The sequence below is a fragment of the Archangium lipolyticum genome, assembly GCF_024623785.1.
GTDB lineage: Bacteria > Myxococcota > Myxococcia > Myxococcales > Myxococcaceae > Archangium > Archangium lipolyticum.
The window spans coordinates 148,192-168,490 of record NZ_JANKBZ010000011.1 but is presented as its reverse complement, the minus strand read 5'-3'; the positions used below and the strand labels follow the sequence as shown (position 1 = coordinate 168,490).

Annotated in this window: 13 protein-coding genes; 4 read left to right on the top strand and 9 right to left on the bottom strand. The window is 69.2% G+C overall.

The features are described from left to right. Positions 1 to 33: 33 nt before the first annotated feature. A complete protein-coding gene (locus tag NR810_RS24095; protein ID WP_257455705.1) occupies positions 34 to 1,128 on the bottom strand; it encodes a Gfo/Idh/MocA family protein in 1,095 nt (364 codons plus the stop codon). Positions 1,129 to 1,191: 63 nt separating this feature from the next. Beyond that, positions 1,192 to 3,021, bottom strand: coding sequence for a hypothetical protein (locus NR810_RS24090; RefSeq protein ID WP_257455703.1), 1,830 nt, complete (start codon positions 3,019 to 3,021; stop codon positions 1,192 to 1,194). A gap of 195 nt (positions 3,022 to 3,216) precedes the next feature. Here NR810_RS24090 and NR810_RS24085 point away from each other — a divergent pair, with 195 nt between their 5' ends. Continuing rightward, a complete protein-coding gene (locus NR810_RS24085; protein WP_257455701.1) occupies positions 3,217 to 4,275 on the top strand; it encodes a hypothetical protein in 1,059 nt (352 codons plus the stop codon). Here NR810_RS24085 and NR810_RS24080 read toward each other — a convergent pair. The 3 genes from NR810_RS24080 to NR810_RS24070 form a co-directional block, all read right to left on the bottom strand. Continuing rightward, entirely contained in the window at positions 4,195 to 5,112 is a 918-nt protein-coding gene (locus NR810_RS24080; protein WP_257455699.1) for a sterol desaturase family protein, read from the bottom strand. The two genes, NR810_RS24085 and NR810_RS24080, sit on opposite strands and share 81 nt — an antisense overlap. Positions 5,113 to 5,123: 11 nt before the next feature. Beyond that, positions 5,124 to 5,759 carry a TetR/AcrR family transcriptional regulator gene (locus NR810_RS24075; RefSeq protein WP_257455697.1) on the bottom strand — a complete coding sequence of 212 codons (636 nt, stop codon included), beginning with the start codon at positions 5,757 to 5,759 and terminating at the stop codon, positions 5,124 to 5,126. A 156-nt stretch (positions 5,760 to 5,915) separates the two neighbouring features. Continuing rightward, positions 5,916 to 7,205: a GTPase family protein gene (locus NR810_RS24070; protein ID WP_257455695.1), complete on the bottom strand. Its 1,290-nt coding sequence runs from the start codon at positions 7,203 to 7,205 to the stop codon at positions 5,916 to 5,918. A 219-nt stretch (positions 7,206 to 7,424) separates the two neighbouring features. Here NR810_RS24070 and zigA point away from each other — a divergent pair, with 219 nt between their 5' ends. The 3 genes from zigA (at position 7,425) to NR810_RS24055 (ending at position 11,562) form a co-directional block, all read left to right on the top strand. Further along, positions 7,425 to 8,660 carry a zinc metallochaperone GTPase ZigA gene (zigA, locus tag NR810_RS24065; protein WP_257455693.1) on the top strand — a complete coding sequence of 412 codons (1,236 nt, stop codon included), beginning with the start codon at positions 7,425 to 7,427 and terminating at the stop codon, positions 8,658 to 8,660. Positions 8,661 to 8,828: 168 nt separating this feature from the next. Continuing rightward, positions 8,829 to 9,257 carry a hypothetical protein gene (locus NR810_RS24060; protein ID WP_257455692.1) on the top strand — a complete coding sequence of 143 codons (429 nt, stop codon included), beginning with the start codon at positions 8,829 to 8,831 and terminating at the stop codon, positions 9,255 to 9,257. A gap of 1 nt (position 9,258) precedes the next feature. Next, entirely contained in the window at positions 9,259 to 11,562 is a 2,304-nt protein-coding gene (locus NR810_RS24055) for a heavy metal translocating P-type ATPase (protein ID WP_257455690.1), read from the top strand. Positions 11,563 to 11,589: 27 nt separating this feature from the next. Here the strand turns inward: NR810_RS24055 and NR810_RS24050 are convergent, their stop codons facing one another. From NR810_RS24050 to NR810_RS24035, 4 genes are all read right to left on the bottom strand, one after another. Then, a complete protein-coding gene (locus NR810_RS24050; protein ID WP_257455689.1) occupies positions 11,590 to 14,268 on the bottom strand; it encodes a protein kinase domain-containing protein in 2,679 nt (892 codons plus the stop codon). Between the two features lie 184 nt (positions 14,269 to 14,452). Continuing rightward, a complete protein-coding gene (locus NR810_RS24045; RefSeq protein WP_257455688.1) occupies positions 14,453 to 15,877 on the bottom strand; it encodes an efflux transporter outer membrane subunit in 1,425 nt (474 codons plus the stop codon). Continuing rightward, positions 15,874 to 19,086, bottom strand: a complete 3,213-nt coding sequence (locus NR810_RS24040) for an efflux RND transporter permease subunit (protein ID WP_257455687.1) — start codon at positions 19,084 to 19,086, stop codon at positions 15,874 to 15,876. The genes NR810_RS24045 and NR810_RS24040 overlap by 4 nt, the downstream gene beginning before the upstream one ends. A gap of 13 nt (positions 19,087 to 19,099) precedes the next feature. Further along, positions 19,100 to 20,209, bottom strand: a complete 1,110-nt coding sequence (locus NR810_RS24035) for an efflux RND transporter periplasmic adaptor subunit (protein ID WP_257455686.1) — start codon at positions 20,207 to 20,209, stop codon at positions 19,100 to 19,102. Positions 20,210 to 20,299 lie beyond the last annotated feature (90 nt).

The window sequence follows — 20,299 nt, the reverse complement described above, 5'->3', positions numbered from 1 at the left end:
CCTCTGGGGCATCCCCCCCACTTCGGTGCGCCTCTACTCCCGGCCCTGGCGCGTCCATTCACGGCGGATGGCATCCACCGTCCTCATCAGTTCCACGGACTCGTCGAGCGGCATCAGCGGGCTCTCCTTCAGCCCCTCTCGCAGGCAGCGCATGACCTCGAGGGCCTCGTGCGCGTAGCCGTTGCCGAGCACCCGGCTTGTCACCCGCTCCGCCCTCACGAGCTGGAGGAGCTCGCGCACGTCGCGCACCCGCGGGTGCCGAGCGATCCGATCCAGCCCGAGCCGCTCCGCGTATCCTCGCACCCGTGAAGCCGTGCGAGCACCGCCCTGCCGGGGCGCGCGCACCAGCGACAGCGTCTCCGGGCGGTAGATGGGCTCGTGGAGGTGGATCATCCCCTCCGTGCCCATGAGGGCCGCGTCGTTGGTCGTGCGGTTGCGGATGCTGGTGGTGATCGCCGCCTGCCGGCCCTCGGGGAACTCGAGGAGCACGGTGCACTGTTCGTCCACCCCCGTCTTCCCGAGCACCGCCTGGCTGGTGATGCGCGTGGGCTTGCCCATCAACCGCAGCGCGAGGGCCAGCGGGTAGACGCCCAGGTCCAGCAGCGCGCCGCCGCCGAGCGCCGGATCGAAGAGGCGGTGCCGCGCGTCGAACTCCACGGGGAAGCCGAGCTGCGCGGTGAGCATGCGCACGTCGCCGATGGCCCCCTGACGAACCAGCGACTCCAGCTCGCGCATCACGGGCACGCAGTGCATCCACATGCCCTCCATGCAGAACAGCCCGCGCGCCCGGGCCGCCTCGACGACGGCGGTGGCCTCGGCGGCGTCCAGGGTGAAGGGCTTCTCGCACAGCACCGCCTTGCCGTGCTCGAGCGCCAGCAGGCAGTTGTCCCGGTGCGCGTTGTTGGTCGTGGCCACGTAGACGACGTCCACCTCGGCGTCACGTACCAGCTCCTCGTAGGAGCCATGGGCACGCGCGGCCCCGTGCTCGCGGGCGAACGCATCGGCGCTCTGACGCGAGCGCGAGCCCACCGCGACCAGCCGGGCGTCGGGAATCTCCCGCAGCCCCTGCGCGAAGAGTCCCGCGATCCTGCCCGTTCCGAGGATGCCCCAGCGAATGGTGTTCCGCATGCTTCCGGGAACGCTATGCCAGGGGAACCCGTTGAGACATCAAAGAACTTCGGGTCTACACGCTCAGTACAGATTCACCGCGTCGAAGGGGCGGTTGAGCTTGCTGCGCGGGCGGGGCAGGGCCTTGCGCACGGCCTCGGCGTCACCGTGAGAGAGCGCCTGCTTCAGCGGCTCCGTCTCGGCCGGGGTGGTGGTGCTCGCGTTGGCGCAGCGCAGGGCCTCCGCCCAGTCCCGGCTGCCCTCGGCCAGCACCTGGCCGGCGAGGCTCTGCGCCACCCGGAGGGGCTCTCCGGTGACCCGTCCGTGCTCCGCTGCCCGCGAGAACCACTGCGCCGCGGTGGCCGGTTGTGCGTCCAGCAGGTGCAGCCCCAGGTCGGCGGCGATCACCTGCTGGTGCAGGGGATCTCCCAGCTTCCCGGCGCACTCATAGGCCTCGGTGTAGCTGCTCACGGCGGCCTCGCGCTCGCCGTTGGCCATCTGCAGCGCGGCCAGCCGGTAGCGGTGGTGCTTGGCGAAGTTCGCGCCCCAGTTCTCGCTGATCTTCTCGAAGCGCCGCCAGATGGCGATGGAGACCGGGTAGTTGCGCGCCGTCTCCTGCAGGTAGCTCGCGTTGGAGATGAGGTTGATCTTCAAGTGCGTGGCGCTCGCGTCGTGCAGGTCTCCCACGCAGCGCATGGCCAGCTTCTCCTGCTCCTGCGCCAGCTCGAGCTTCTTCTCCAGGAAGTACGTGAGCGCGTAGACGTTGCGCAGCCAGGCCTCGTGCAGCAGGCGCAGCCCGGTCTCCCGGGTGCCCTCCAGCAGCTTCAACCCCGCCTCCACCTCGGCGCGGGCGTCGGGCATCTGCGCCAGACGCTTGGTGCGGGTGAGGGCGCGGAACATGTGCAGGTGCGCGAGCCGCTCCGGTGGTACCCGGCGCTCCAGGCCCCGGCCGAAGGCCTCCAGCGCCTCGTCGTGCTGGCCGGTGAAGACGTGCACCACGCCGATGCCGCGCTCGAAGAGCACGCGCAGCTCCTCCGCGTCTCCCAGGCTCGTCCGGTCGATCTCGATGGCCGGCGTGGTGAAGCCCGTGTCGAGCGCGTCCCAGCCCTCGAGCACCCGCGCGGGGGAGAGCGCGTCTCCCGCGGCATCGAGCAGCGCCAGTCCCCGCTCGGCGGCGAGCAGGGCGCCCTCGTAGTTGGTGGTGAAGAAGCAGCCGCGGATGGCGAGCACGGCCGCGGCGATGCGGTGCTCCAGTGGCGCCTCGTCATCCACCACGTGGCGCAGGTAGCGGCCCTCGAGGTCCACGGCCGGCTCCAGCGCCCGGCCGGACACGGGGCCCACGCCCCCGCCGGGGCGCGCGGTGTGCATCCGATCGCAGAGCGAGTCGAGGAAGGCCCGGCGCCGCTCCTCGAAGAAGGCGGCGTAGTGCGGCCGGCGCACGTTCCAGCCGGTGAGCAGGATGCGGCCCTCGAGCTGCTCCAGCCGGCCCCACTCGGCCGCCCGCATCACCGCGCGCAGGCTGACCAGATCGCACTCTCCGGCCCCGTGGATGACGAGCGGCCTCCCGCTCACCCGCAGCGTCTCCACGATGGCGCGCGCCGCGAGGTTGAGGATCCAGAAGATCTCCTCCGACTCGCGGTGGAGCCGGCGCTCGGACGGGGTGAGGGCCAGATCGGTGAGATCCGGGACCCCCTGGATGGCGCCGGGGAAGAGGCGGTTCCACTCGGAGGGCCGCTGTCGCGCCAGGGGGCGCACGGCCTCCGGCGCCGCGTCCTCGCAGGCCTGGAGGATCTTCCGCAGGCCACCGAAGGCCACGGGCAGCGCCACGCCCGCGTCCACCTCGATGGCCCTGGCTGGAAGCATGCTCGGGGAGCCACCTTCCACCAACACCGCGATCGCGCTCCGATTGCTCACCTGTACCTCCGGGGGGGAGAGGTTCGTGCAGGAGGCTCGGCCCTGTGCACACCTGTTACTCTCATTTTTCTTGGATTCCAGCAATCAGTCAAACGGGAGAGATATCAGACGTGCTAATCCGGCGAAGGGCGACCAGCCAGGCCGAGTCATGAGGGCTGCACGAGCGGCTGGATCTGGGGGAGACTGAGGACATCCATGAGCAATCTGGCTCCGGGAGAGTCCCCGGTCCTTTCCTTCCGGCACCTGCTGTCGGACGCGGTCTGTTCCTTCCTCAATGAGGCCGGGTTGGGTCCCGAGAAGGTGGGGGATCCACTCAGCGAGCTCATGGTGACGCTGTCGCGCTACCGCGAGGAGGGCGAGCCGCTCTTCCCAGTGGCGTTCCTGGGAGACGACCTGGAGGGGATGCTGCGGGTGCTCGGCGGGAGGGATCCGGTCGCGATCGGAAAGGGCCCTCGGACGCGGGAGACGATCCAGCGGGCGCTCAAGCAGTGCGCGCCGTTGGGCCAGGGACGGTGGTGGTCGCTGTACGTGCTGCTGGTGCCGGAGGGGTTCGCCTACGGCATCTTCCAGACGGATCCCTTCCCGCTGGTGGAGACGCCGCTGGAGCGGATGCGGCGGGCGGGAGATCGCTCACAACGCCTGGTGGGCGTGCTGCAACTGGCGGAGAACATCATCGAGCTGAGGGGAATGGGGGGCCTGTACCGGCACGTCTTCCTGTCGGGCGCGAGGGCGGAGGTGACGCTGCCCACGGTGGCCATGGACGAGCTGGCGCTGGGGCTGACGTCGGACCTGAAGGATCCGGCGAGGAGCCTGACGCGGGACTTCTACCGGCGGGTGCTCTTCGAGGCGATGCAGGCCGCGCACGGCACGCTGGTGGCGGTGCTGCCCAAGGGGAGCTCGGGCTCGCCGCTGTTCGTGGACGGGGTGCTGCTGGAGGAGCCCATCGACATGGTGGCGCGGGTGATGCGCTACCACGAGAGCCCGGACGTGGAGGCGGCGTCGGCGGTGAGCTCGGCGGCGCAGCTGCTGCGCGGGATGATGGCCACGGATGGCATCACGGTGCTGCGCTCGGACGGGTGCATCCTGGGCTACAACGTCTTCATCCGGCACCCGGAGACGCTGATCCGCGAGCCCGCGCGCGTGGGAGGCGCGCGGCGGCGGACGTACGAGGTGCTATGCGCCTGGGTGGGACGGGAGCTGACGACCGCCTTCTTCCGTTCGCAGGACGGCGCCATCGCCTGCTGCCGCGACTGAGGGCTCCGGCGGCTTCCAGGCGGGGTTGCGGAAGACGAGGCCGAGCCGGACGCGGAGCGGGTTGGGGCGGAGCACGTCACGGACGATGGCGGCGTACTCGTGGAAGGCGATGCGCACGGGGTTGTACGTCTGGATGTTCTTGGTGAGGCCGTAGACGGGGCGCTCGTCCTCGGGCTGGAAGGTGCCGAAGAGCCGGTCCCAGATGATGAGGATGCCGGCGTAGTTGCGATCCAGGTAGCGCGGGTTGGCGCCGTGGTGGACGCGGTGGTGCGAGGGCGTGTTGAGCACCCACTCGAGCGGACCCATGCGGCCGATGGACTCGGTGTGGATCCAGAACTGGTAGAGCAGGCTGATGGCGTGCTGGGTGAGGATGAGGGCGGGGTGGAAGCCGAGCAGCGCGAGCGGCGCCCAGAAGAGCAGACCCGTCATGGGCGTCCACGTCTGCCGCAGGGCGGTGGAGAGGTTGTAGTGCTGACTGGAGTGGTGCACCACGTGCGAGGCCCAGAAGAAGCGGGACTCGTGATGGACGCGGTGGAACCAGTAATAGCAGAGGTCCTCGGCGAAGAAGAGCGCGACCCAGGTGAGCACGCCGGTGCCGAGCTTGAGGGGCGTGAGCTCGTAGAGGGCGAGGTAGAAGGCGTACTCGACGCCCTTCCAGAGCATGTAGATGAGCGAGTAGACGGTGCCCATGGTGAGGCTGGCCGCGGTGTCCTTGACGGCGTAGCCCACGAGACCTTCCTCGCGGTGGCGTGCGAGCCAGACGCTCTCGATGACCATCAAGAGGATGAACGCCGGAGTGGCGAGCTGGGTGGGATCGAAGGAAGGAAGGTCAGCCATGGAGGGACTCGCTAGGGCTGGGGTGGAGGGGAGAGGGCGCGGAGTGCGAGCTGGGTGAGGAGGGCGAGCATCTGGCGGTGAGCGGGATTGGCGGGGAGGGCGACCCCACCGACGGCGGCGCCCTGGACGGCGTTGAGGATGAGCTCGATGGTGGCGTCGAAGTCGGGGTGGGAGGAGGCGGCGGAGGGGAAGAGCTCGCGAGCGACCTGGTGGAGGTGGCGGCGGTGGGGCGGGTCGACGGAGCCGAGGGCGGAGGCGAGCTCGGTGTCGGTGCGCGCGGCGACGTACAGCTCGAGGGCGGCGATCAGCTCGGGGCGCTGGTAGATGGACCACAGGCGCTCGATGGCCAGGGAGACGCGGTCCGGGTGGGGGACGGCGTCGAGACCGTCGCGGTACTCGGCGATGAGCCTGGGGAAGAGGTGGGCGACGGAGGCGGCGAGCAGCTCGGCCTTGGTGGGGAAGTGCTTGAACAGGGCGCCCTGGGAGATGCCGGCGCGCTGGGCGATCGCGATGGTGGTGGCCTGGGCGTAGCCGAGCTCGACGAGACACTCGACGGTGGCCTCGAGCAGTTTGAGGCGGGTGGAATCCCGCCGTTCCTGCTGGGTGCGTCGGGCGCGAGGAGCGGCCACCGGGGAAGACTCAGACATACGAGGAGTGTACCGGCGGCCTCGATAAAAAGAAAGTGACTGGTCACTCGCTAAATAAAAGCCTCCGTCCCCCGAGGAGAAAACGAGCAACCAACCCCTCTCCCCCTGGGAGAGGGACGGGGTGAGGGTAAAAGCCCCCGTCCTCCCCTCTGTGCCTCACCCGCTGGTCAGTGCGCGGTCCGGGTTCACCTCGGCGGAAGCGCGAGTGGACTGAAACAGGTTCCGGGCCTCCTCGGCGGAGACCCCGCGGAGAAAGAAGGCGCGAGCAGCAGCCCCGATGGCGAGCGTCCCAGCGAAGGCAACAGCCCCGGAGACGACACTGCCCGCCCCAGGGAAGACGAACTTGACGAGGGCGCGGGCGGTCTCACGGAGAGCGAAGGCGGCGCCGACGTTGACGCCGAGGGCGGCGAGGAACTCGGCGGAGGCCTTGAGGTCCAACTGGCGGCCGGAGATCCAGGCGATGCCGACGATGAGACTGACCTGGGCGGAGGTGATGGGGATGATGTCGGCGATGGGGATGGGGACGACGGCGAGGCCCATGCAGAGGGAGGCCATGGCGCGGGTGAGGGCGTTGGCGAGCTCCTCCTGGAGGGCGCGGACGCGAGTCACGCGGGCGAGGACGAGGCGGCCCTGTTCAGGAAGCTCGCGAAAGAGGACCTGGGCGAGCTCGCCCAGCCTCCATCGCTCGTCGGAGCGGATGGTGCCATCGGGGCGCCAGGACAGATAGGAGGAGATGCCCATGACGGTGACGAGCTCGCCGCGCAGCTCATCGCGGGAGCGGAGCTTCTCGCGCAGTTGACGCTCGACGGCCTCGACGTGACGGAGCTTCTCCTGGAGGTCGGAGGGGTCCTGGGCGTCGGGGTGGTGGAGGTCGGTGCGCTTGGGCTCGAGCAGGTCGCAGTGGGTGGCGACGGCGAGGAGGGGAGGGCGAATGCCGTGGGCCTGCTCGACGGCGGAGACGATCTGGGCGAGGACGTCCAGGTCGGCGTCGATGGCGGCATCGACCTCGGTGGCCTTGATGAGGAAGAGGAGGGCGTCGGGGGCCTTGCGGCGGACCTCGTCGAGGATGGAGTCGATGGGGGTATCGGCCTCATCGGCCTCCTCGGGGCGGGAGCCCTCCTGGATGCCGCGGGTGTCGAGGATGGAGAGGGTGCCGAGCTCGCCCTGGACGTCGAACCAGCGGCCGCGGCCCGTCTGGGCCTTGACGTGACCGACCTCGGCGACGCGGGCGCCGAAGAGGGCGTTGATGAGGGAGGATTTGCCGGCGCCGCGGCGGCCCACGAGGACGAGGTTGGGCGAGCGCTGTTCGAGGAGCAGGGCACGCAGGTGGGAGATCTTCTGGCGGATGTCCCGGGCGAGCGGATCCGGGACGCGGTCCAGCAGCTCCTCCAGCCGGCGGATCGTCTCGGCGATTTCCTGGAACGTCGGTTCGTTCGTTGGGGCCATGAGGGGATGATAGGGACTCTGGCGCTCACGATCAGCAGCCGGCCGTCCTTTCCGTCATTCAGATGCAACAGAGTTGCATCAACAGGGGCGCGGCGCTACAAGGAGCGCCACCATGCCCAAGGTTGACCGGACCATCATCCACTCGGTGTCCACCGCGGAGACCGGACACTCCGACACGACGACGAAGAACGAGCGCTCCGCGCGGGGGGAGGGCACGCCATGAGCGATGGACGCCTGCCAGTCACCGTGCTCTCGGGCTTCCTGGGCGCGGGGAAGACGACGCTTCTCAACCACGTGCTCAACAACCGGGAGGGCCGCCGGGTGGCCGTCATCGTCAATGACATGAGCGAGGTGAACATCGACGCCCGGCTGGTGAAGGGCGGGGCCTCGCTGTCGCGCGTGGACGAGAAGCTGGTGGAGATGAGCAACGGCTGCATCTGTTGCACGCTGCGCGAGGATCTGCTGGTGGAGGTGGGCCGGCTGGCGCGCGAGGGCCGCTTCGATCACCTGCTCATCGAGTCCACCGGCATCGCCGAGCCCATGCCGGTGGCGGAGACGTTCACCTTCACGGACGAACAGGGCCGGAGCCTGGCGGAGGTGGCCCGGCTGGACACCCTGGTGACGGTGGTGGACGCCTTCAACTTCTTGAAGGACTGGGAGGACACCGAGGAGCTGCGGGAGCGGGGAATCGCCGCGGGCGAGGAGGATGAGCGCACGGTGGTGGACCTGCTGGTGGAGCAGGTGGAGTTCGCGGACGTGCTGGTGCTGAACAAGACGGACCTGGTGTTGCCCGAGCAGTTGGGGGAGCTGGAGTCCATCCTCCGGCAACTCAATCCGGGCGCGAGGCTCGTGCGCGTCCAGCACGGCCGGGTTCCGCTGTCCGAGGTGCTGGAGACGGGACTCTTCGACCTGGAGAAGGCCCAGCGCGCCCCCGGCTGGCTGCGGACATTGCGCGGCGAGACCGTTCCCGAGACCGAGGAGTATGGAATCGAGAGCTTCGTCTTTCGTGCCCGTCGACCCTTCCACCCGGGGCGTCTCTGGGAGTTCATCCATGGAAGCTGGAAGGGCGTGCTGCGCTCCAAGGGGTTCTTCTGGTTGGCCACGCGCATGGAGGTGACGGGCGTGTGGGCCCAGGCGGGAGGGGCCTGCTCCTTCGAGCCGGCGGGGTTGTGGTGGGACGCCGTGCCCCGGGAGGAGTGGCCCGAGGAGCCCGAGGTCCGGGCCGAGCTCGAGCAGGAGATGCAAGCGCCCTGGGGTGACAGGCGCCAGGAGATCGTCTTCATCACCCGGCAGGTGGACCAGACGCTGCTGCGCGAGGCGCTCGAGGAGTGTCTGCTCACCGATGAGGAGCTCACCCAGGGCCCGGAGGGCTGGAGCCAGCTCGAGGATCCCTTCCCGCCCTGGGTGATGGTGCGCGAGGGAGAGGATGAACCGTCTGCCGGGGAGACGGCCTGAGCCGTGCACCATGCTTTGCCCTGCGGCCCGGTTGGGCCCTGGTGACACTCCATGCCCTCGAATCCCCGAGGTTCCCGGGGCGGTCACTGACCTGGCTGTCAGGCGTCAGGTTGTCGGGTGAAGAACACCGACCTATCTCGACCAGGGTGGGCTGAAAGGAGTGGGGACATGGCCGGAGGGTCGCGGGCCAAGGCACGCGTGGTCAGCAGGGCTCAGGTGGTCAGGACTCGGGTGAAGGGGAACGAGGGCACTGAGGTGGAGGAGGGCGTGCTGGAGACCGTTCCCCGCCGGGGCGTGAGCGGGCTGACGGGCTTTGGCCTGGGCTTCGCGCTGGCGGCGGTGATGGGGGCGGCGGGAGGGCCGATGGCGAGGGCGTTGCGGCCCGTGTTGCGGACGGCCGTGAAGGGAGGCATCCGGACGGGCCGTTGGCTGTCCCAGGTGGCCGAGCAGACGCGCGAGCACTTCGAGGACGTGGTGGCGGAGGCGCGCCACGAGATGGGCGAGGAGGAAGAGCCGCACGGCCATCACCACCACCACCACGGGCATGACCACGGTCACGCCCATTCCACCCCCCCTCCTTCCAAGACGGAGAGCTGAGATGGCGGTGGCCGGAGCGCGACGCGTGGAGGTGCTGTCCGACATTCCGGGACGCACGCGCTACCGGGTGGCGCGGGTGAAGGGGCGGAGCCGGCTCGCGCGGGCGCTCGAGCAGGACGCGGCGCGCCTGCCCGGGGTGGAGCAGGCGCAGGTCAACCCGCTCACCGGCGGTGTCCTGTTGCTCTGGCGGGGCGGGACTCCACCCACCGAGGCGCTGGCCCGGGCGGTGGAGGAGCTCCTGTCTCGCCCGGAGCCATCTCCGGAAGAGCCGCGGCCGAGGGGCACGCCCCACGTGCAGGAATTGTCGGGCAAGCACACCGACACCGAAGGCGTACCGGGCCACCACCACCACCATGACAACCCCTACGAGCTCACCAAGGAGGAGAGTGACGCGGTGGAGCGGGGGCACGTCCTCCGTTTGATGATCGGCGGAGCGGTGCTGACGCTGGTGCTGGTCAAGAAGCTGCTGGTGGGCCGGCGGAGCGCGCCCATCTCGGGGCCCCTGAAGACGGTGGCGGGCCTGGTGACGCTCATCACCGGCTACCCGTTCTTCAAGGGAGGTGTGCGCAGCCTGGGGCAGCCGAGCCACATCGACACGGACACGCTGGTGACGGTGGCCACCATCGCCAGCCTCGTGCTGCGCGAGAACGTGCCGGCGCTGGTGGTCATCTGGCTGCTCAACCTGGGCGAGTACCTCCGCTTCCTCACGCTGCGGCGTTCGCGCCAGGCCATCGAGGAGCTGCTGTCGCTGGGCGAGGACGAGGTCTTCGTGGTGGTGGACGGCACGGAGGTGAAGCGTCCGCTGAGCGAGGTGCAGGTGGGGCAGACGGTGGCCTTCTACGAGGGCCAGAAGGTGGCCGTGGATGGCACCGTGGTGAGCGGCAACGGCACCGTCAACCAGGCGCCCATCACTGGCGAGAGCCTCCCGGTGATGAAGGCCTCGGGAGACGAGGTGTACGCCGGCACGTTGCTGGTGGCGGGCCATCTCCAGGTGAGGGCGACGCGCCTGGGGAACCAGACGGCGATGGGGAGGCTCATCCAGCGGGTGGAGGAGGCGCGCGAGCACCAGGCTCCCATCGAGCTGGTGGGAGAGCGCTTCAGCAGCCGTTTCGTGCCGTGGTCCTTCGCCATGTCGGGACTGGTGCTGCTGCTCACCGGGGACTACCGCCGGGCGCTCACCATGCTGGTGGTGGCCTGCCCGTGCGCGGCCGGCCTCGCCACGCCCACGGCCGTCACCGCCACCATCGGCAACGCGGCCCGGCGCGGCATCCTCATCAAGGGCGGTGCCTACCTCGAGGAGGCGGGCTCGCTGGACACCATCGTCTTCGACAAGACGGGAACGCTCACGGTCGGCACGCCGCGGGTGACGCGCGTCGTCTCGCTGGACGCGGAGTACCCGCCGCTGGACGTGGTCACGGTGGCGGCCAGTGGCGAGCTGCACAGCCAGCACCCGCTGGCGCTGGCGGTGCTCCAGTACACGAGTGAGCGGGAGATGAAGGTGCCGGAGCACACCCGCTGCGAGGTGGTGGTGGGCCGGGGCATGAGGGCGGACCTGGCGGGCAACCGGATCCTGGTGGGAAGCCGCCGGCTGTTGCGCGAGCACGACGTGCCCGTGACGGAGGCATTGGATCGCGAGGTGGAGGAATTCCAGCGCAGCGGCGACACGGCCATCTGCGTCGCGGTGAACGACAAGGCGGTCGGCGTGGTGGGAGTGGCCGACACGGTGCGGCCCGAGGCGGCCGAGGCCATCGAGGCCCTGCGCGCCTCGGGCATCCGCCGCATCCTGATGCTGACGGGCGACGCCGCCACGAGCGCCGCCGTGGTGGCCCGGCACCTGGGCATCGACGAGGTGAAGGCCAACCTGCTGCCGGACGACAAGTACGCCCTCATCCGCCAGCTGCGCGACGAGGGGGCCCGGGTGGCGATGGTGGGCGACGGCATCAACGATGCTCCCGCGCTCGCGCTGGCCAACGTGGGCATCGCGCTGGATACCGCGGGCAGTGACGTGGCCGTGGAGGCCGCGGACATCGCCCTGGCCTCCAATGACTTGCGCGGCGTGGTGGACGTGCTGACGCTCGGGCGCCGCACGTTGAGCGTCATCCAGCAGAACTATGCCGTGTCGGTGGTGGTCAACTCGGGAGGCGTGGCCATTGGCGCGCTGGGCCTGCTCAACCCGGTGATGGCCGCCATCATGCACAACCTGAGCACGCAGATCGTGGTGCTCAACTCACTGCGCCTGCTGCGCTACCAGCCAGCACTGCCGGAAGCACAGCGGTCCACGGACGAGGCCGGCGAGCAGCAGTGAACCGGTCAGGTGGGCTCGACGCGAGCCTCAGCCCTCGAGCCACACCTCGACGCGCCGGTTGCGCTCGCGGCCAGCCGGGTCCGTGTTGGGCGCCACCGGCATCTCCGCGCCGAAGCCCCTCACCTCCACGGCGTGGACGCCGCGCGCCGACAGCTCCGAGCCCACCCGCTTCGCCCACTCCAGGGAGAGCTTGTGGCTGGCGGCCGGGTTCTCCCTCGCGTCGGAGAAGCCCAGCAGCAGCAGCCGTTTGCCAGTGTGGCCCCGCAGGAAGAGCACCAGCCTCTCCAGGTCACGCTGGCCTCGCGAGTCCAGGGTGTCGCCGTCGGCGCGGAACCGGAAGTCCAGGCTGAGCCGCCGGGCGCCCTTCACGAACTGCCGGTACTTCGGTGAGCACCGGGTGCAGGCCTCCACCACCTGGGCCTCGACGGAAAGGTCCACGAAGCCCTGCGCACGCACCACCTCCTGGCCGGCCGGGGACAGCGCGAAGCCCACCAGGTTGGACATCATGGGCACCCGGGTGCCCACTGGTGTGTACAGGTACAGGCGGCGCGCCAGGGCGTAGCTCTCGGTGTTGACGGTGAAGGCCGAGGGGAACGTCGGGAGGGCTTCCCCGCGAGTCACCGCCAGCGCCTTCGCGTTGCGCACGTAGGCCACGCCGATGAAGCCAATGCCCGAGGGATCGCCCGCCACGTCATCCGACAGCTTGTTGCTGTCCTCGTACCGCTTCGCGCCGCCGGCCAGCTTGTCCTTGTGAAGCACCAGGTTCTGGAAGGTGTCGAAGGTGCCCGATCGGTCGTCGCGCGCGTAGAGGCGGATGGGACCCGTCACGCCGCCCACCTGGGACCAGTCCTCGAGCCGGCCGGAGAAGATGCCCTGGAGCTGCTCCACCGTCAGCTCGCGCACCGGGTTGGACGGGTGGACGATGACGGCGATGCCGTCGAGCGCCAGCACGTGCTCGCCGCCGGGCAGCCGCACATCCCCGAGGCCCGCGGCCTTCAGCTTCTCGGCCTCGTCGTCCTTCACCGGGCGCGAGGCCATGCCCAGATCGCACGTGCGCGCCGCCAGGCCCGTGAAGGCGGTGGCGCTGCCCTGTGCGTCGATACGGATGAGCTGCGGCCGGGGCTGGCCGGCCACCTGGGCCGAGATGTAGAGCTGATCGGCCTGGGGGCCCGCCACGCGCGATATCTCGCTGGCCCCCTTCTGCTTGAGGAATGCTTCCACCAGCGTTGGCATCAGCTCCGCGCCGACGGTGTTGGAGCCGCAGATGCGGAGCACCAGCTCGCCCGTGGCCTCAGGGTCCAGCGGCGCGGCGGGTGGGGCAGGGGGCTCCGCCACGGCCACCGCCGCCGAAGGACGGGGCCCGGGGTCACGCCGCCCCACCAGCGCGGCGCCGCCGGCCAGCAGCACCAGCGCGACGGCGACCCCGGCCAGGACGACTCCCCGCGAATTCGCGGCCCCAGGTGCCCGAGCCCCGGGGAGCGAACCGGGCTCCGGGGTGGACGGGCCGGTAGGGGCCTGAGCGGGCGCCGCGGTGTCCGGGATGGCTCGCGGGCTCGCACCGGAGACCTGCGTACCGCCACCCGAGGGCCCAGAGCGCGAGAAGGGATTGGTGTGCTGCTTGCGGCTGGCCGGGGTGACGAGGCTGGGCAGGGCGGGGGCGAGGGGCTCGCCCTCGACCGTCACGTCCAGGTCCAGATCCTCGTCCTGGGCCGAGCGCATCATCTGTTGGATGCGCTCCTCGACCTTGGCGCGCTCCTCGGCGAAGAGGGCCTGGAGGGTGCGGGCGACCTCGTCGCGGCGCGGCGCGCGGGGGCTGAGGCCCTCGAGCGCGGCCTCCAGCTCCTCGCGGAACTGCCCCGCGGTGGGGTAGCGCCGGGCCGGGTCCTTTTCCAGCGCGCGCATGCAGACGGCTTCCAGTCGCGCGTCCAGGCCCGGCACGAGCACCGAGAGCGGGGGAATGGGCTCCTGCATCAGCTTCTGAAGCGTGGCCGCGGGGGTGTCTGCGTGCCACAGCCGCTGGCCGACGAGCAGCTCCCAGAGCACCACGCCCATGGCGAAGACGTCGGCGCGCCGGTCCATGGGCTGCCCCAGGGCCTGTTCCGGAGCCATGTAGGCCAGCTTGCCCTTGACGAGGCCGGCCTCCGTCACCTCGCCGGAGGAGAGCGCGGCCTTGGCGATGCCGAAGTCGACGAGCTTCACCTCGCCCTCGTAGGTGACGAAGAGGTTATGAGGGCTGACGTCGCGGTGGATGATGTGGAGCGGCGAGCCGTCGAAGTCGCGCAGCTCGTGGGCGTAATGGAGTCCGGCGAGGGCGTCGGCGACGAGGCGGCCCCAGAAGGAGGGGCCGGGCCGGTCGGGTCTGCGCAGGGTGGCGCGGATGAGCTTGTCGAGTGGCTGGCCGTCCAGGTACTCCATGGCGATGAAGGGGCCCGCGGCGTTCTCGCCCACCTCGAGGGTCTGCACGACATTGGGGTGGTGGAGCCGGGCGGCCAGGCGCGCCTCGTCCAGCAACATGGTGACCATGGGGGCCTGGTCGGTCATGTCCGGGCGCAACTTCTTGATGACGACGAGCTTCTTGAAGCCGACCGGACCCCGAGCGAGGGCGAGGTACACCTCGGCCATGCCGCCACGTCCCAACGTGGCGAGCAGCAGATACTTGCCGAGCTCCGCGTGAGGGACTGCGGGAGCGGAGTTTCCAGGAGCCATGCATCGGGTTCGTAGACTCGTCACATTGCGTTGACGTGGAGACCGGGTGTCGGCTCTGCAACAACCCGTGGCGCGGCCCGCCTCCCGGGAGCGCTTCGGCCCGTGCTGGAGCCTATTCGCGTGGCGCTAGCTCAACCAACCCACATGGCCAGAACGGGTGTTCCACCTCGCCGGAATACGCAACTCACTGCACCCCGCCTCCGAGTGCCCGGTAGACGGATACCAGCGCGGTCCGCCGCTGCCTGGCCGCTTCGAGGAGGTCGAGCTCCGCTTGAAGTGCGCTCTGCTGCGCGAGCAGGACCTCCAGGTAGCTCGCCTTTCCAGCGCGATAGAGGATGTCCGCCGATGCGATCGCCCCTTCGACGGCGGCCTTCTGGCTCCTTCTGTGCGAGAGGATCTCCTCCGTGTTCTGGACATCGGCAAGCGCGTTGACCACCTCGACGTAGGCCGAGAGCACGGTGCGTTGGTACTCGTACATGGCCTGGAGCTGATTCGCCTTCGCGCCTTCGAACTGCGCCTCGATCGCGGCGCGGTTCACCAGTGGCGCAATCAGCCCCCCCAGGACGGAGTAGGCCACCGACTCCGGTATGCTCACCAGATAGGCGGGGTTGAAGGCCTGGAGGCCGACGGTCGCGCTGAGATTGAGACTCGGGAAGAAGGCGGCGCGAGCGGCCTTCAGGTCGAACTTCGACGCTTCGACCAGCAGCTCCGCCTGTCGGACGTCGGGCCTGTTCCTGAGCAACTCCGAAGGCACTCCGGCGGAGAGCGTTCGAGGCGGCTCCGCGAAGAGCACGTCCCGGTCGCGCTCGAGCTGCGTGGGGTAACGACCGAGCAGCAGGTTGAGCCGGTTCTCGGACTCGAGAACCTTCTGCCTCGCCGCTCGCGCCAGTGCCTTCGTCTCGGCGAGCTGGGCTTCGAACTGCTGGACGGCGAGCTCGGTCGAGCGTCCCGCCTCCTTCTGCAGCTTCACGATCGCCAGCGCCTGCTCCTGTCTTTCCACCGCCCGTCGAAGCACCTCGAGGGTGTGGTCCGACATCACGAGGTCGTAGTAGCCCGACGCAACCTCGGCGACGAGTGACGTCCGCACCAGCGTCCTCGCCTCGACCGTGGCAAGGTACTGCGCGATCGCGGACTGGCGCTGACTCCGAAGCCGTCCCCAGAGGTCCACCTCCCAGACGGACTGCAGACCCACCCCGAAGTCGGGCAGATGCAGCGGCACAGGCTGTCCCGGCGCGATGTCCGTCGTCGCGTTTCCGGCACCGTCCATGGTGTAGAGGCCGAACCTGCGCAGGCCGACTCCGGCGGTCACGTCCACCGTAGGCAACAGCGCTCCGGTGGTCGAGGTGACGCTGGCGCGCGCCATCTCGATCCGCTGCACGGCGATGAGCAGGTCCTGGTTGCCTTGCAGCGCCTCCTCAATCAGCCCGTTGAGCCGCTCATTGGCGAACCACTCGCGCCAGCTCAACGCAGCGCTGCTTGGGCCTTCGCTCACCGCGTCCGCGGAGGGAAACGCCTGTGGCAGGGGGCGCTCCTTCACCACCGCGTCCACATGCGCAGCGCAGCCAAGAGCCAGGACGCCGAACAAAGTAATGAGGGGGAGTGTCTTCATGCGCTCACCTGCTTCGCTACTGCCGCTGCCTGCTCCTCGTTCGTCAGACCCGCGCTTTCCAGCGCGTGCGGAGTGGACCCTCCCGCCGAGCTCTTCCGGCCGGCGGCGAGCGTGGCGACCGAGCAGTAGAGGCCCGGGACCAGAAGGAGTCCGAACACCGTGCCGAACAGCATTCCCGACGCGGCCGCGGTGCCCACGGTCCGGTTGCCCACCGCGCCCGCGCCCGAGGCAAGCGCCAGCGGCAGCAGCCCCACGAAGAAGGCCAGGGACGTCATCAAGATCGGCCGGAGCCGCAGCCTCGCCGCCTCCACCGCGGCCTCGAAGATGCTCGCCCCCTCCCGCCGGCGCTGCTCGGCGAACTCGACGATGAGGATCGCGTTCTTGCCCAGCAAACCGATGAGGAGGATGAGCGCCAGGTGGGCGTTGATGTTGTTGTCGAGGCCCGCCAGCTTGAGCCCCAGGAAGGCGCCGAAGACGCCGGGCGGGAGTGACAGAATGACCGGGAGCGGCAGCGCGAAGCTCTCGTACTGCGCGGCCAGCACCAGGTAGACGAACACCAGGCAGAGCAGGAACACGTAGGCGCCCTCGTTGCCTGCGTTGACCGCATCCCGGGAGATGCCTGCCCAGTCGATGGCGAACCCGCGGGGGAGGCTCTCGCGTGCGGTCTCCTGAACGGCCGCGAGCACCGTTCCGCTGCTCGTCCCGGGCGTTCCGTCGCCGTTGATCTCCGCCGAGGGATACATGTTGTAGCGGGTGATCTGATCCGGGCCGTAGGTCTTGCTCAGCGTGACGAATGCGGAGAGCGGCACCATCTCCCCGTGCTCGCTCCGGACCTGCAGCCGAAGCAGGTCCTCCGGGACGGCGCGATCCTCGGGGGCTGCCTGGACCATCACCTTGTACATCTGCCCGAAGCGGATGAAGTTGGTCGCGTACTCGCTCCCGAGCATCGTCTGGAGCGAGTCCAGAGCGGTCCTCGCCGTGACGCCCTTCTGCGCCGCCTTGTCCATGTCCACTGACACCAGGTACTGCGGGAAGCGCGCGTTGAAGATGGTGAAGGCGGAGGCGATCTCCGGCCGCGCCCTGAGGTCGCTCAGGAACGTCTCGAGCACCTGCTCCATCTTCGCCACATCGCCGCTCCCCGTCTTGTCGAGGAGCCGCAGCTCGAACCCACTCGCGTTGCCGTAGCCCGGCACCGGCGGGGGCGGGAAGAACTCGAGCTCCGCTCCCTGGAGGTGCCTCGTCCTGGCTTTGAACGCGGTGATGACCTCCTCCACCGGCCGCTGGCGCTCGCCCCACGGCTTGAGGTTCACGAGGCAGGTGCCGTACGTGGCGCCCGTTCCATCGGAGAGGATGTTGGTCCCGGCGAGTGAGGCGATGCTCTCCACCTCAGGCAGGTCCCCTCCGGCCTGCACGATGCCGTCAACAATCTCCTGGGTCCGCTCCAGCGTCGCGCCCGGCGGGGTCGTCACGCTCACATAGAAGAAGCCCTGGTCCTCGTTGGGGATGAACCCCGCCGGGACGAAGCGCACGAGAACGGCGCCGCCGGCGAGGAAGGCGCCGAGCAGAAGGACGGTGAAGATGCGGTGACCCGCCGTCCGCGCGGTGAGCCCCGCGTAGCTCTCTTCCAGGCGCTCATAGCGCGCGTTGAACCGTGCGAAGAGGCGGGCCAGCCACCCCGGCCTTTCGGAGTGGGAACCCGAAGCGTGTCGTCGCAGCAGCGTGGCACACAGCGCCGGGCTCAGCGTCAGTGCCACGAGCCCCGAGAGCACGATGGCGATCGCCATGGTGAGGGAGAACTGCCGGTAGAACATCCCCGATGGACCGCCGATGAGCGCCACCGGCACGAACACCGATGACATCACCAGCGTGATGGCGACCAGCGCGGGGGTCAGCTCCCGCATCACCTCCCGGGTGGCCTCCTTCGGCCCCAGCCCGGACCTGGCCATCTTCGCGTGCACCGCCTCCACGACGACGATCGCGTCGTCCACGACGATGCCGATGGCGAGCACCAGGGCGAAGAGCGTGATGAGGTTGAGGGAGAATCCCAGGAACTGGATGAAGAAGAACGTGCCCACCAGCGCGACGGGCACCGCGAACAGGGGGATGACGGTCGTCCTCCAGTCCTGGAGGAAGAGGAAGACCACCAGGACGACGAGGAGGAAGGCCTCGACGAACGTCTGCGCGACGCTCTTCATCGACGCCTCGAGGAAGCGGCTCACGTCGAAGCTGTAGTGGTAGTCCATGCCGGGGAGGAAGACCTCCTCCTTCAAGGCGGCCATCCGCTCCTTCACCGCCGCGATGACCTCGTTGGCGTTCGAGCCCGGCAGCTGCTTGAGCATGATCGCCGCGGCGGGACGTCCGTTGAACTTCGCTTCGACGTCGAAGTAGGTCGTGCCGAACTCCACGTCGGCAACATCCTTGATCTTGAGGATCTCGCCTCCGGGCGTGGAGCGGATGGGGATGTTGCCGTACTCCTCGGGCGTGCTGAACTTCCCGGTGTACTTGACCGTGTACTGCAGGGGGGAACGGCCCTTGTCGCTGTTCTCGCCGATCCTTCCAGGCGCCGCTTCGAGGTTGTACGCGTCCAGCGCCTCGAGGACCTCGTCGGCGGAGACCTGATACGCCGCCATGCTCGCGGGCTTGAGCCACACGCGGACGGCGTACTCCTTGGCGCCGAGGATGTCGGCGAAGCCGACCCCGGGGATGCGTTTGAGCTCCGCCAGCACGTTGATGTCGGCGAAGTTGTAGAGGAACTTCTCGTCGTGGTCGGGGTTGGCGCTGTTGATGCTCAGGTACATGAGCATCGAGTTCTCCTCCTTCGCGATCTTCACCCCGTTCTTGATGACCTCCTCCGGCAGCTCGCCCATCACGGCGTTGACGCGGTTCTGAACGTTGATCGCGGCGACGTCGGGGTCCGTGCCCGTCTCGAACAGGATCTGCACGACGCCGACACCGTCGTTCCCGGTGTCGCTGCTCATGTACTTCATGCCGGGGACGCCGTTGATCGCCCGCTCGAGTGGAACGATCGCCGCCTTGGCGACCGTTTCGGCATTGGCGCCCGTGTACTCGACGGTGACGTTGACCTCGGGAGGCGCGACGCTCGGGAACAGCGAGACCGGCAGCTGCTCGAGCGAGATGAGGCCGAGGAGGATGATGATCAGCGAGACGACGGCGGCCAGCACGGGACGCCGCGTGAAATCAAATGGCATGGGCGGAGTGCCTCTAGAGCTGAGAGGTGGAGTTTGGCGGTGAGCTCACCCGCACCGCGATCTTGTCGCCGTCCTTCACCTTCTGGATTCCAGAGGCGATGAAGCGCTCGCCGGGCTCGATGCCCGAGCGGACGACGAATGCATCCCTCAACCGGAGGCCGGGCACGAGCTTCCTGGCCCGCGCGGTGCCATCGGAGTCGACCACGTACAGGTACAGCTGGTCCTGAACCTCGAAGGTCGCCGCCTGCGGCACCGTGATGGCGTTCTCGAGCGACGTCCGGAGCACGACCCGGCCGCTGCCGCCGTGCTTCAAGAGCCGCTGCTCGTTCGGGAACCGCGCGCGGAAGGCGAGGGTGCCGGTGGCGCGGTCGAACTCGCTGGCCACCGCGTCGATCGCTCCGGGGGCGCCATACTTCTCACCATTGGCGAGGAGGAAACCGACGGTGGTGCCGAGCGCTGACCCGGTGTCCTTCGTGTGCGCGAGGTACTCGCTCTCCGAGACCCGGAAGTAGACGAACACTTCGTCCGTGTTGGTCAGCGTCGTGAGCGCGTCACCCGCGTGAACCATGCTCCCGACCTTCTTCGTGAGCCGGCCGACCACGCCGTCGAAGGGGGCGCGGATCTCACTTCGGGCGAGGTGGAGCTCCGCCTGCGCCAGTTGTGCCCGCGCTTCCTCCAACTTCGCGGTCAGCAACTGCGCCTTCGAATCGACCAGCGCGAACTCGGCGGGCGAGACCACCTTTGTGTCGAGCAGGAGCTTCGTGCTCTCGCGCTCGAGCTGCGCCGCCTTCAACTCCGCTTCCACGCTGGCCACCGCCGCCCGCGCCTTTCGCGCCTCCTGCTGAAGATCCTTGGCGCTGAGCCTGAAGAGCAGCTGCCCCTCCTTGACGGACGCTCCCTCGTCGACCGCTACCGCTTCGATGTGGCCGTTCGAGCGCGCCAGGATCTCCGCGCGTTGGATGGCCTGGACCTCGCCGACGTACTCGCGGTCGTGCTCCACCGCGGTCTGCATGGGGGTGGTGACGGGAAACTCATCGGGTGGCTCGACGGCGGGCGGGGGCGTGCACGCGGAGAGCAGGAGCGCTGCTGCGAAGAGAAGGTGGGCCAGGCGGCGAAGGTGCATGTACGGACGCAGGGGGAAAGAGGATGCCGCCCCCCTTGCACTGCCTATGCCAGGCTCTGTCCCAGTCGTTTCGAGGGACTGGAGGACGCT

Coding starts and splice junctions, on each gene's coding strand:
- NR810_RS24060 (WP_257455692.1), top strand. CDS start 8,829: ATGGCCGGAGGGTCGCGGGCCAAGGCACGCGTGGTCAGCAGGGCTCAG.
- NR810_RS24045 (WP_257455688.1), bottom strand. CDS start 15,877: ATGAAGACACTCCCCCTCATTACTTTGTTCGGCGTCCTGGCTCTTGGC.
- NR810_RS24095 (WP_257455705.1), bottom strand. CDS start 1,128: ATGCGGAACACCATTCGCTGGGGCATCCTCGGAACGGGCAGGATCGCG.
- NR810_RS24035 (WP_257455686.1), bottom strand. CDS start 20,209: ATGCACCTTCGCCGCCTGGCCCACCTTCTCTTCGCAGCAGCGCTCCTG.
- NR810_RS24040 (WP_257455687.1), bottom strand. CDS start 19,086: ATGCCATTTGATTTCACGCGGCGTCCCGTGCTGGCCGCCGTCGTCTCG.
- NR810_RS24070 (WP_257455695.1), bottom strand. CDS start 7,205: ATGGCCCCAACGAACGAACCGACGTTCCAGGAAATCGCCGAGACGATC.
- NR810_RS24075 (WP_257455697.1), bottom strand. CDS start 5,759: ATGTCTGAGTCTTCCCCGGTGGCCGCTCCTCGCGCCCGACGCACCCAG.
- NR810_RS24085 (WP_257455701.1), top strand. CDS start 3,217: ATGAGCAATCTGGCTCCGGGAGAGTCCCCGGTCCTTTCCTTCCGGCAC.
- NR810_RS24080 (WP_257455699.1), bottom strand. CDS start 5,112: ATGGCTGACCTTCCTTCCTTCGATCCCACCCAGCTCGCCACTCCGGCG.
- zigA (WP_257455693.1), top strand. CDS start 7,425: ATGAGCGATGGACGCCTGCCAGTCACCGTGCTCTCGGGCTTCCTGGGC.
- NR810_RS24050 (WP_257455689.1), bottom strand. CDS start 14,268: ATGGCTCCTGGAAACTCCGCTCCCGCAGTCCCTCACGCGGAGCTCGGC.
- NR810_RS24055 (WP_257455690.1), top strand. CDS start 9,259: ATGGCGGTGGCCGGAGCGCGACGCGTGGAGGTGCTGTCCGACATTCCG.